15 protein-coding genes are annotated in these 12,156 nt (G+C 43.0%); all 15 read left to right on the top strand.

Annotated elements, in window-relative coordinates; all coding sequences use genetic code 11:
* The first annotated feature begins 15 nt into the window (after positions 1-15).
* The 15 genes from DXB52_RS04585 to argR all read left to right on the top strand — a co-directional run bounded on the left by DXB52_RS04585 (position 16) and on the right by argR (position 12,150).
* Positions 16-402, top strand: coding sequence for a SpoIIIAC/SpoIIIAD family protein (locus DXB52_RS04585; RefSeq protein WP_020436261.1), 387 nt, complete (start codon positions 16-18; stop codon positions 400-402).
* Between the two features lie 38 nt (positions 403-440).
* Positions 441-1,604 carry a stage III sporulation protein AE gene (locus DXB52_RS04580; RefSeq protein WP_181989159.1) on the top strand — a complete coding sequence of 388 codons (1,164 nt, stop codon included), beginning with the start codon at positions 441-443 and terminating at the stop codon, positions 1,602-1,604.
* A gap of 31 nt (positions 1,605-1,635) precedes the next feature.
* Positions 1,636-1,902 (top strand): stage III sporulation protein AF, encoded by a 267-nt coding sequence (locus tag DXB52_RS04575; protein WP_020436263.1) that lies wholly within the window; start codon positions 1,636-1,638, stop codon positions 1,900-1,902.
* Positions 1,892-2,521 carry a stage III sporulation protein AG gene (locus DXB52_RS04570; protein WP_242988184.1) on the top strand — a complete coding sequence of 210 codons (630 nt, stop codon included), beginning with the start codon at positions 1,892-1,894 and terminating at the stop codon, positions 2,519-2,521. Before DXB52_RS04575 ends, DXB52_RS04570 begins: the two co-directional genes overlap by 11 nt.
* 16 nt (positions 2,522-2,537) lie before the next feature.
* Positions 2,538-3,149, top strand: a complete 612-nt coding sequence (locus DXB52_RS04565; RefSeq protein ID WP_015529093.1) for a SpoIIIAH-like family protein — start codon at positions 2,538-2,540, stop codon at positions 3,147-3,149.
* Positions 3,150-3,293: 144 nt separating this feature from the next.
* Complete coding sequence (locus tag DXB52_RS04560; protein WP_117579391.1) at positions 3,294-4,886, top strand: peptide chain release factor 3; 1,593 nt, start codon at positions 3,294-3,296, stop codon at positions 4,884-4,886.
* Between the two features lie 69 nt (positions 4,887-4,955).
* Entirely contained in the window at positions 4,956-5,339 is a 384-nt protein-coding gene (locus DXB52_RS04555; protein ID WP_015529095.1) for an Asp23/Gls24 family envelope stress response protein, read from the top strand.
* Positions 5,340-5,366: 27 nt separating this feature from the next.
* Positions 5,367-5,786: a transcription antitermination factor NusB gene (gene nusB, locus DXB52_RS04550; RefSeq protein ID WP_117539762.1), complete on the top strand. Its 420-nt coding sequence runs from the start codon at positions 5,367-5,369 to the stop codon at positions 5,784-5,786.
* Positions 5,783-7,015 (top strand): exodeoxyribonuclease VII large subunit, encoded by a 1,233-nt coding sequence (gene xseA, locus DXB52_RS04545; protein WP_117539764.1) that lies wholly within the window; start codon positions 5,783-5,785, stop codon positions 7,013-7,015. Before nusB ends, xseA begins: the two co-directional genes overlap by 4 nt.
* A 13-nt stretch (positions 7,016-7,028) precedes the next feature.
* Positions 7,029-7,253, top strand: coding sequence for an exodeoxyribonuclease VII small subunit (gene xseB, locus DXB52_RS04540; protein ID WP_117539766.1), 225 nt, complete (start codon positions 7,029-7,031; stop codon positions 7,251-7,253).
* Complete coding sequence (locus tag DXB52_RS04535) at positions 7,243-8,133, top strand: polyprenyl synthetase family protein (RefSeq protein ID WP_117568163.1); 891 nt, start codon at positions 7,243-7,245, stop codon at positions 8,131-8,133. The genes xseB and DXB52_RS04535 overlap by 11 nt, the downstream gene beginning before the upstream one ends.
* A gap of 22 nt (positions 8,134-8,155) precedes the next feature.
* A complete protein-coding gene (dxs, locus tag DXB52_RS04530) occupies positions 8,156-10,033 on the top strand; it encodes a 1-deoxy-D-xylulose-5-phosphate synthase (protein ID WP_118106624.1) in 1,878 nt (625 codons plus the stop codon).
* Between the two features lies 1 nt (position 10,034).
* A complete protein-coding gene (locus DXB52_RS04525; RefSeq protein WP_015529102.1) occupies positions 10,035-10,841 on the top strand; it encodes a TlyA family RNA methyltransferase in 807 nt (268 codons plus the stop codon).
* A 12-nt stretch (positions 10,842-10,853) separates the two neighbouring features.
* Positions 10,854-11,687 (top strand): NAD(+)/NADH kinase, encoded by an 834-nt coding sequence (locus tag DXB52_RS04520; protein ID WP_117539772.1) that lies wholly within the window; start codon positions 10,854-10,856, stop codon positions 11,685-11,687.
* Between the two features lie 4 nt (positions 11,688-11,691).
* Complete coding sequence (gene argR, locus DXB52_RS04515; RefSeq protein WP_117539774.1) at positions 11,692-12,150, top strand: arginine repressor; 459 nt, start codon at positions 11,692-11,694, stop codon at positions 12,148-12,150.
* The last annotated feature ends 6 nt before the right edge of the window (positions 12,151-12,156 follow it).

The following is a 12,156-nucleotide window of genomic DNA, read 5'->3' as shown; positions in this document are numbered from 1 at the left end:
GAGGGCGGAACAGAATTGAACAGTATACAAATCGCACTTTTGGGTGTCGTGGGAACATTACTTGCTTTGCAGTTTAAAAGTGGGAAAAGTGAATATGGCATTTATGTAAGTCTTGCAGTCAGCTTGTTTTTATTTCTTTGTATGCTTTCACGACTTGAAATCTTTGTGCGGACAGTAAAGAAAATTGCAGATTATATAAAACTGGATGCCGGACAGATGAGTATTCTGTTGAAAATGGCCGGTGTGACTTATGTGGCTGAATTTGCATCCGGAATCTGTAAAGATGCAGGGTATCAGAATATTGCTGTACAGATTGAGATTTTTACAAAGTTGACGATCCTTGCGATAGGAATGCCGGTACTTCTTGCGCTGCTGGAACTAATCGGAGATTTTCTGATATGAAAAGGGAAAAACATTTTTGGAAAAAGCTCTTCTGTTTTGTGTTTTTATTTACGGTTGTGACAGGATGTGGCAGCGTGTATGCAGCAGAGCATGGTACAGCGGAGGAAAAGGAAACAGAAGATCGTTCCGGGATGTTGGAGGATGAGCTGGAACAAATGGAAGAAAGTCTGCTGGATGAATTTGATTTCAGGCAGATCGATCAGTTATCAGGAGAGACAGAACTGGGAGAAAAAGTTCGGTTTCGTGATCTTACAGAGATGCTGATCAGCGGAAATACGAAGGAATTGGGAGAAAGATTTCTTGAGTTTTTTTCAGGACAGGTGTTCTCTGTTTTTCAGAAAGGAAGGAAGAATCTGGCGCGCCTGCTGCTGATTACAGTGGCGGCTGCATTTTTCTCGAATTTTACAAGTATCTTTCAAAACAGACAGACAGCGGAAGCGGGTTTTTATATTTTGTATCTTGTTGTGATCGCAATCTGTCTGGAAGCATATCAATCGATGAATTTATATGCCGAAGAAAAAACAGGAGAGCTTGTCCAATTGATGCAGGTGTTTTGCCCAAGTTTCTTTCTGGCGGTTGCATTTACCGGAAAGAGCAGTTCGGCGTTGATGTTTTATAATACAATACTGTTCTTGATCTATCTGGTGGAACTGCTTGTACTTCACTTTCTTTTACCGGCGGTGAAGATCTACGGGATGGTGAGGGTCTTATCCTGCCTGACCGGAGAAGATCTTTTCTCAGAATTTGCAGAACTTCTGGAAAAATGTATCCAATGGAGTCTGAAAAGTATGATTGCCGCTGTGAGTGGGATCAGTCTGATCCGGGGATTTTTGAATCCGGCAATTGATTCTTTGAAAATGACTGCTGCGGGACGAACACTGGAGGCGGTTCCGTGGATCGGAGATGTTGCCGGAGGTACAATGGATGTTGCATTAGGAGTTGCAGTACTTCTTAAGAATGGAATCGGTGTAGCAGGAATGATTTTTATAGCTGTCCTGGCACTTATTCCACTGGTGGAATTTCTGATATTGGCATTTTTGTACCAACTTGTGGCGGCATTAGTCCAACCGGTTTCTGACCGGAGAATTACAACATGCATATCTGGAGTTAGTTCCGGTTATCAGCTTATGGTGAAGGTAATAGCATCCACAACACTGTTGTTTGTCTTAAGCATTGCATTTGTGGTGGCTGTAACATCTTAAGGTTTCAGAGGAGAGAGGAGGAATCTGCCGGATGCTTACACAATGGATACAAAAAATCATTTCAATGCTTCTCGTTATGAGTGCAGTTCTGCAGGTGATTCCGGGAAAGGATTATGAAAAATATATTCGTTTTTTCTGTGGACTTGTCCTGATCCTGCTTGCACTATCCCCTATTGCGGCGTTGAAAGGACTGAAAGCAGAGCAATTTTATCAGAAGGAAGTGTATCAGCAATATGAGAAAGAAATAGAGCGGATGTCGGATTCTATAAAACGGGAGGAAATCGGAATTGGACAATAATTGGCAGGAGTGGAAAGAAAGGATCGTGGGATACACAAGGAAGATAAAACAGGCGGATCGTGGTCAGAAAAGAACAAGATTAGTCATTTTATTCCTGTGTGGACTGCTGCTTCTTGTAGTTGCGGTTCCGGTTCCGAAGACAGAGGAGGTGGATAAGGATACAAAGATTAACGGGAAATCCGGGAAAGGAGAGACATATGAGACAGATTCCATGGCAGACTATGAAAAATATCTGGAACAGAAGACAGCGCAGACACTTGGTGTCGTAGATGGGGCGGGAAAGGTGACGGTGATGATCACATTAAAGTCTACAGGACAGAAGGTGGTTGAAAAAGATCAGCAAAGCACACATCAGACGACGAAGGAAGCAGACAGCCAGGGAGAGACAAGAGAAAGTGAAGAGAAATCTTTGGATAAAACGACCGTGTACAGTCAGGGGACAGACGGAACGCAGATCCCATATGTAAGTAAAGAAAATGCACCGGAAGTGGAGGGCATTCTTGTAATAGCAGATGGAGGTGGAAATGCAGTTGTCGCGAAGAATCTGACAGAAGCGGTGCAGGCATTATTTGGTGTAGAAGCGCATAAGATAAAAATAATGAAACGTGCGCCTACATAAAAGGAGGTTTATCTTAATGAAAGGGAAAGTGAAGAAAAACCAGTTGATCATTGTGGCACTTGCGGTTATGATCGCGGCAGCAGGATATCTGAACTACACGGGACGTCTGTTTGGCGAGAATGCGAAAGGAACAAAAGAAGCTAATGCAGATCTTACAAACCAGGAACTTTTAGATATTTCACAGGAAGATACAGAAGCAGGAAGCGAAGAAATTGAAAGTAATGATTCTGAAACAGAAGGAACACCTGGAGAGGCGGTTCTCACAAATGGTTCAGCCCAGACTACGGTAGCCCAGGCAAAAGTTACAAGAGAACAGGTGCGTGCCCAGAATAAAGAAACATTGCAGTCGATCATAGACAATACAGAGCTCAGTGAAGAAGAAAAGTCAGATGCAGTTGCACAGATGGTGGAGCTTACAAAACAATCAGAGACGGAGATGGAAATTGAGACATTGATGGCAACAAAAGGATTTTCAGAGGCAGTAGTAAGTCTGGGGGAAGATAGTGCAGATGTTGTTGTAAATGCAGAGGAGCTTACGGATGCAAACCGTGCCCAGATTGAGGATATTGTGACAAGAAAGTCGGATGTAAAGCCGGAGAAGATTGTAATTACACCAATTCATGAATAGAAAGTATATTTTTGGAAAAACTTTTTATAAAAGATTTGCTGTCAGAGAGGACTTGTGATACACTATTTACTGGTTTATTATGTAACTGTCTACGGGATGCCTGCGGACAGTTATCTATTGCGTGAAAATGATAGGAGATTAGAAATGTCAGAAATTACGAATGAGATAAAGAAAAGAAGAACATTTGCCATTATATCCCATCCGGATGCCGGTAAGACAACATTGACAGAGAAATTCCTTCTGTACGGAGGAGCCATCAACCAGGCAGGATCTGTTAAGGGAAAAGCAACTGCGAAGCATGCGGTTTCCGACTGGATGGAGATTGAGAAGGAGAGAGGTATTTCTGTAACTTCTTCTGTACTTCAGTTCAATTATGGTGGATACTGTATTAATATTCTGGATACACCGGGACATCAGGACTTCTCAGAGGATACATACCGTACTTTGATGGCAGCGGATTCCGCAGTTATGGTTATCGATGCATCCAAGGGTGTTGAGGCGCAGACAAGAAAGCTGTTTAAAGTCTGTGTGATGCGTCACATCCCAATTTTTACATTTATCAATAAGCTCGACCGTGAGGCGAAGGATACATTTGAATTGTTAGATGATATAGAGAAAGAGCTTGGAATCGCAACTTGTCCGATTAACTGGCCAATCGGTTCCGGTAAGGAATTCAAGGGAGTTTACGACAGAGCGAAACGTGAAGTTGAGCTGTTCTCAGACACGAAAAAAGGTACTGCGATGGGTGAAGTGAAGATGATACCGATCGACGCACCGGAGACAGAAGAACTGATCGGAGCAGATGCAAAAGACATTCTTGCAGATGAGATTGAACTTCTGGACGGAGCAGCAGCTGAGTTTGATCAGGAACTGGTTGATAAGGGACAGCTTTCACCGGTATTTTTCGGATCCGCTCTTACCAACTTTGGTGTAGAGACTTTCCTGAAGCATTTCCTGAAGATGACAACCTCTCCGCTTCCGAGAAAATCAGATCATGGCGAGATTGATCCAATGACAGAAAAAGACTTCTCAGCATTTGTATTTAAGATCCAGGCGAATATGAACAAAGCCCACCGAGACAGAATTGCATTCATGAGAATCTGTTCCGGAGAATTTGAGGCCGGTATGAGTGTTTATCATGTGCAGGGAGGAAAGGATGTGCGTCTTTCCCAGCCGCAGCAGATGATGGCAAGTGAAAGAAAGATGATCGATAAGGCTTACGGCGGAGATATCATCGGAATATTCGATCCGGGAATTTTCTCTATCGGAGATACACTTACAACTTCAAAAGAGAAGTTTGCTTACGAAGGAATCCCAACTTTCGCACCGGAGCACTTTGCACGTGTCCGTCAGGTTGATACGATGAAGAGAAAGCAGTTTGTAAAGGGAATCAATCAGATCGCACAGGAAGGTGCGATCCAGATCTTCCAGGAGTTTAATACAGGTATGGAAGAGATTATCGTAGGTGTTGTAGGTATACTCCAGTTTGATGTCTTGAAGTATCGTCTCCAGAATGAATATAATGTAGAGATCCGTCTGGAGAATCTGCCATATGAGTACATCCGTTGGATCGAGAATGAAGAGATCGACATGGATCGCTTAAGCGGAACATCTGATATGAAGAAGATCATGGATCTGAAGGGTCGTCCGCTTCTTCTCTTTGCGCATGAGTGGAGTATCCGTATGACAGAAGAGCGAAATGAAGGACTTATTTTGTCAGAATTCGGACGTTCATAAAAATCTTTTCAAATAGAAAGATTTTTGATATAATGTAGAAAGAATCAGACAAAACAGGAGGTTTTGATTATGGCAAAGGACGAAAGAAATATTTATACAATACAGAACGACGCAAGCAAAGGTGAGATTAAGATTGCAGATGAAGTTGTAGCGATCATTGCAGCGCTTGCTGCCACAGAAGTGGAAGGTGTTGCTTCCATGGCCGGAAACATCACGAATGAACTGATCGGAAAGCTCGGAATGAAGAATCTTTCCAAAGGTGTGAAGGTTGATGTACTGGAAGGTATTGTGACTGTATCCTTAGCATTGAACTTGAAGTACAATTACAGCATCGTTGAGGTGTCTGCAAGAGTGCAGGAGAAGGTTAAGAATGCAATTGAGAATATGACAGGACTTGAAGTGGCTGATGTGAACATTAAGGTTGCTGGAGTCGAGATGGAGAGTCAGGAATAAAAGCGAACAGGAAAGGAATCAGCCAACATGGTTAGAAAAGAACTTCGCGAGCACATTTTCAAGATGTTGTTTCAGATAGAATTTAATGATCCGCAGGAGATGCCGGAGCAGATTGAATACTATTTTTCTACACTGGAAGATGCAGCGGATAAGGATAAAGAATATATTAAGAGAAAATATGCAGCAGTACTTGAGAAGACAGAAGAGATTGATGAACTGATCAATGCCAATGCAAAGGGATGGAAGACAACAAGAATGAACAAAGTAGATCTGTCCATTCTGAGACTTGCGGTATATGAGATGAAGTGGGATGACGAGGTACCGGTAGGAGTTGCAATTAACGAGGCGGTAGAACTGACAAAGATGTTCAGTTCAGATGAGGCTCCGTCATTTATCAACGGAGTACTTGGCAAGATTGCGCGTTCACTGGAAGAGACAAAAGAATGAAAAATGTCTATACGGTGAAGCAGGTTAATTCTTATATTAAGAATATGTTCACCCAGGACTTCATGCTGAACCGAATCTATGTAAAGGGTGAGGTGTCTAATTTAAAGTACCACACATCAGGGCATATATATTTTTCATTGAAAGACGAGTCCGGCACGATAGCCTGCGTGATGTTCGCAGGCTCAAGGTCTGGGCTTTCTTTTCATATGGAGGAAGGACAGCAGGTAGTAGTGCTGGGCGCGGTCAGCGTCTATGAACGGGATGGAAAGTATCAGCTGTACGCAAGAGAGATCATTTTAGACGGTGCGGGACTTTTGTATGAAAGATTCGAGGCACTGAAGAAGGAACTCGAAGAGATGGGAATGTTTGCAGCAGAGTACAAACAGCCGATTCCACGCTATGCACGTACGATCGGGGTTGTGACCGCACCGACAGGAGCAGCGATCAGAGATATCATCAATGTGGCAAAGAGAAGGAATCCGTTTGTCCAGATCCTGCTTTATCCTGCACTGGTACAGGGTGATGGTGCCGTGAGCAGTATCGTGAAAGGGATCCATATGCTGGAAGAGAAGCAGGTGGATGTCATGATCGTCGGAAGAGGCGGAGGAAGCATTGAAGATCTGTGGGCATTCAATGAGGAGGCTGTTGCGCGTGCGATTTTTGACTGTCGTGTTCCGGTGATCTCTGCAGTCGGACATGAGACAGATACAACGATTGCCGATTATGTGGCAGACTTAAGAGCACCAACACCATCCGCAGCGGCAGAGCTTGCAGTGTATGAATATTCCGAAGTGAAAGAACAGATTCTTAATTGTGAGAGTTTACTTCGAAGAGCAATAAATCAGAAGTTGCTAAACGAGCGTATGCATCTGGAACACAGCAGATTGAAACTTCAGACACTCCATCCAAGACAGAAACTCAATGAGAAGAGACAGAGAGCAGTTGACGCTGAGAATACACTGCGCTCGCTTATGGAACGGCATTTGACAAAAGAAAAGCACAGACTCGCACTTTGTGCAGAACGGATGAAAGGGTTGTCTCCGCTTGAGAAATTAAGTCAGGGGTATTCTTATGTTTGCAATGCACAAGGACAGAATATAAAGAAAACAGATCAGGTAAGAGAAGGAGATTTGTTGCAGATTTATGTAACGGATGGACAGATTGAGACTTACGTTACAGGCACTGTAAAACTAGAAGGGGAAAGAGGACAAAGTTCCCATAAACAGTAACCGGGAGGAAATGATGAAAGACACGAAGAAGATAGAACAGGCTGCAAGTCTTGAGGAGTTATTTGAGAGACTGGATCGCGTCATTGGCGGACTGGAAGGAGAGGAACTTTCTCTTGAAGATTCTTTTAATTTATATCAGGAAGGTATGGAACTTGTGAAGTGTTGTAATCGTACGATTGACGATGTGGAAAAGAAGGTTCTTGCCTTAGATGAGAATGGAGAGAGTCATGAATTTTAAAGAAGAACAGAAAGAAAAAGTAGAAAAAATTGAAGCGATACTCAGAGAATATCTTCCGGAAGCAAACGGATATCAGAGTGTGATCATGGAAGCAATGGAATACAGTCTGATGGCAGGAGGCAAGCGCCTTCGCCCAATGCTGATGATGGAAACATACCGTCTGTTTGGTGGAGAGACAGAAGTGATTTATCCGTTTATGGCAGCAATGGAGATGATCCATACCTATTCACTGGTTCATGATGATCTCCCGGCAATGGATAATGATGAGTACCGTAGAGGAAGAAAGACGACACATATCGTTTATGGAGAAGATATGGGAATCCTTGCGGGGGATGCGCTTTTAAACTATGCATTTGAGACAGCATGCAAGGCATTTGAGCAATTTCCAGAGGAAAGCCTTAGAATCGGACAAGCGCTGAGAGTTCTGGCAAGAAAGGCCGGAATCTATGGTATGATCGGTGGACAGGTTGTAGATGTGAAAGAATCCGGACATCAGATTGATGAGGAAGTTCTTGATTTTATTTTCAGACTGAAGACAGGTGCACTGATCGAGTCTGCTATGATGATTGGAGCAATCCTTGCGGGAGCATCAAAAGAAGATGTAAAGAGTATGCAGAAAGTCGCAGGAAAGATCGGAATGGCATTCCAGATCCAGGACGATATTCTGGATGTGACAAGCACGACAGAGCAGCTGGGCAAGCCGGTACATAGTGATGAGAAGAATGAAAAGACAACATATGTAACACTTAAAGGAATCGAACAGGCTCATAAAGAGGTGGAACGTATGACAGAAGAAGCAATCGATGAACTGAAAAAGTTCCCTGCCGGGGATAATTTCCTTGAGCAGCTTTTGAAATCTCTTGTATATAGAGAAAAATAAGATTGTCGGTGAGGAGGAACTTATGGCACTTGAAAAGATTCAAAAGGCCAACGATATAAAAGAACTGACAGAGGAAGAGCTGAAAGAATTATCGGATGAGATCCGGCGGTTTCTGATCGAAAAGATCAGTGTGACCGGAGGCCATCTGGCATCCAATCTCGGAGTTGTTGAGCTTACGATGGCATTGCATAAAGTACTTCATTTCCCAGAGGATAAACTGATCTGGGATGTGGGACATCAGTCTTATACACACAAGCTTCTGACAGGAAGAAAAGAAGGATTTGATGATCTTAGAAAATACGGAGGAATGAGTGGATTCCCTAAGAGAAAAGAAAGTAAATGTGATGCGTTTGATACAGGACACAGTTCAACTTCAATCTCAGCAGGGCTTGGTTATGTGGCCGCAAGAGAGCTTCAACAGGAGCATTATAACGTTGTATCTGTGATAGGAGATGGTTCTATGACCGGCGGTATGGCATATGAAGCATTGAATAACGCTTCCAGATTGAAAAGTAATTTTATTATTGTACTCAATGATAATAATATGTCCATTTCCAAGAATGTGGGTGGTATGTCAAATTACCTGAATGGGCTTCGGACGACACAGGTATACTCAGACCTGAAGAGAGGTGTCGAAGATACGATTAAGAGAATTCCCGGCAAAGGAGAACGGATCGTCCATCAGGTGAAGAAGACGAAGAGCGGGATCAAACAATTATTTGTTCCGGGAATGTTTTTTGAGGATATGGGAATTACATATCTGGGTCCTGTAGACGGACATGATCTGAAGACATTAACAAAGACATTGAATGAAGCAAAACGGGTAAATCATGCAGTTCTTGTACATGTTGTGACGAAGAAGGGAAAAGGTTATCTTCCGGCAGAGACGAATCCGTCAAAATTCCATGGAATAGGACCTTTTGATGTGACAACAGGAGAAACGATCGGAGGATCGGGGAAGGATTCTTATACAGATATTTTTTCCAAAGTGCTTGCAGATATCGGAAAGAAGGACGAGAAGGTTGTAGCTATTACTGCAGCAATGGCAGACGGAACAGGACTTTCCAGATTCGCAAAGCTATTTCCGGAAAGATTCTTTGATGTAGGAATTGCAGAAGAGCATGCGATGACATTTGCGGCAGGACTTGCTGCAGGGGGAATGAAGCCTGTTTTTGCGGTGTATTCATCTTTTCTACAGAGAGCATTTGACCAGACAATCCATGATGTCTGTCTTCAGAATCTGCCGGTTGTGATCGCAGTAGACCGCGCGGGTCTTGTTGGAAGTGACGGAGAGACACATCAGGGAGTCTTTGACTTATCATTTTTATCATCGATCCCGAATCTTTCAATCCTGTCACCAAAGAACCGTTGGGAGATGGCAGATATGGTGCGCTTTGCAGTGGATTTCCAGTACCCGGTTGCGCTTCGTTATCCAAGAGGAGAAGCATACGAAGGACTGAAGGAATTCCGTGCTCCGATCGAATATGGAAAGAGTGAGCTTCTATATGAAGAGAGTGAGATCGCGGTAATGTTTGTCGGACATATGTCTTTCCTTGCAGAACAGGTGCGTGAGGATCTTAAGGCAGCAGGGTATCAGTGTAGTCTGATCAATGCAAGATTTGTGAAACCTCTGGATACAGAAATGATCCGGAAAATTTCAGAAAATCACAGGATTCTTGTGACAATCGAGGAAAATGTGCTTACAGGTGGATTTGGTGAGCAGGTAGAAGATTTTGTAATGCGTGAGGATATCCCATTGAAAGTTCGCACAATCGGTATTTCAGATGATTATGTTGAGCATGGAAATGTAGATGTCTTAAGAAAAGAAGTTGGTCTCGACAGAGAGAGTATTGTAAAAAAGGTCATTGCAGATGATCGGAGAATAGAGGAAGAAAAGTAGCATGAAAGAACGTTTGGATGTATTGCTTGTAAAGAGGAATCTGGCGGATTCCAGAGAAAAAGCAAAAGCAATTATTATGTCGGGAAATGTATTCGTAGAAGGTCAAAGAGAAGACAAGGCCGGAACAACATTTCCGGAGGAGGTAAATATTGAGGTACGCGGACATGTTCTCCCTTATGTGAGCCGTGGAGGTCTTAAGCTTGAGAAAGCAATGAAAGAATTCCATGTGACAGTAGATGGAAAGGTCTGTACAGATGTTGGATCTTCCACTGGTGGATTTACAGACTGTATGCTTCAGAATGGAGCGAAGAAAGTATTTGCTATCGATGTGGGAAGAGGACAGCTGGATTGGAAGCTGCGTCAGGATCCGAGAGTGGTATGTATGGAGAAGACGAATATCCGTTATGTGACTCCGGAAGATCTTGGAGAACCTGTTGATTTTTCGTCGATTGATGTTTCATTTATCTCTCTCACAAAAGTGCTTGGTGCAATCAGAGCGTATCTGACAGATGATGGAGAGATCGTAGCATTGATCAAACCACAGTTTGAAGCAGGACGTGAGAAGGTTGGAAAGAAAGGTGTTGTGCGAGAAAAGAGTACACATCATGAAGTAATCGAGAAAGTGACAGAATTTGCGGTATCCATCGGATTTTCTGTACTTGAGATCACATTCTCTCCAATCAAGGGACCAGAAGGAAATATCGAATACCTTGTACATTTGAAGAAATGTCCGGAAGAGGAAGCAAAGATTGAGACAAAGGAACTGGATCAGGTAGTGGATGAAGCATTCGCTGCTCTGGCAAAGTAAAAAGGTGATGGTATGGAATCTTTTTATATCATAACAAATCAATTAAAAGACAGAGATTATTCTGTTACGATTGAGGTAAAAGATTATATTGAGAGAAAAGGCAAACGTGTTATTCTTGCTCAAAAGGATGAGGAAGGATTTATTGTTCCGGGAACGATTCCGGAGGACGTTGATTGCGGACTGGTTTTAGGTGGGGATGGAACTCTGATCCGTGCAATACGTGACCTGGAAGGAAATAAACTTCCGCTTCTTGGAATCAATATCGGAACATTGGGGTATTTAGCAGATGTAGAATTGAAAGATTATAAATCTGCGATTGACAGACTTTGCGAGGAAGAGCCTAAAGTTGAGAAACGTATGATGTTGGAGGGGACAATGTCATCCGGTGAAAAAGATCTGGCGGTAAATGATATCGTCCTGACAAGAGAAGGGAATCTTCGTATTGTTCAGTTTAATGTGTATGTGAATGGGACATTGTTGAACACATATCAGGCAGACGGTGTGATCATCTGTACACCGACGGGAAGTACAGGATATAATCTTTCCGCAGGTGGACCGGTGGTAGAGCCAACAGCAAGTCTAATCGTTATCACTCCAATCTGTTCCCATGCACTTAACACGAGCAGTGTGGTGCTTTCAGCAGAGGATGATGTTGAAGTTGAGATTTGCGAGGGCCGTTATGGAAGGCAGGAGAAAGTAGCTTTATGTTATGACGGTGCTGTACAGAGGCAATTGGTTAGCGGAGACAGAGTGAAGATCAGAAAATCAGATGCCAAAGCGCATCTAGTAAAATTAAGTGAAGAAAGTTTTATGATAACAATGCGCGAGAAGATGAAAGGAAATTGATACTATGAAAGTGAGCCGACATGCAAAGATAATTGAATTGATCAGTCAGTATGACATAGAGACGCAGGAGGAACTGGCAGAATATCTGAATAATGCCGGCTTCAAGGTCACACAGGCAACGGTATCCAGAGATATCAGAGATCTGAAGCTGACAAAGCTGTCTGTAAACGGTGGGCGTCAGAAGTATATTGTCCATAGACAGGAAGAGGATGGAATGAGCGAAAAATATATCCGTGTACTTTGTGACGGGTTTGTTTCTATGGATATGGCACAGAATATCCTTGTGATTAAAACAGTTGCCGGAATGGCAATGGCGGTTGCTGCTGCAGTAGATGCAATGAAATGGAATGAAGTGGTCGGATGTATTGCAGGAGATGACACGATCATGTGCGCAATTCGTACAGTTGAAGATACAGCTGTAGTAATGGAGAATATAAGAAAATTGGTTTCAAGGAAAGCATAGGTGACA

This window comes from Ruminococcus sp. OM04-4AA, assembly GCF_003462585.1.
In the GTDB taxonomy this organism is placed as follows: Bacteria; Bacillota; Clostridia; order Lachnospirales; family Lachnospiraceae; genus Mediterraneibacter; species Mediterraneibacter faecis.
The sequence above is the reverse complement of the archived record's forward strand: the minus strand, read 5'-3'. Positions and strand labels throughout refer to the sequence as shown.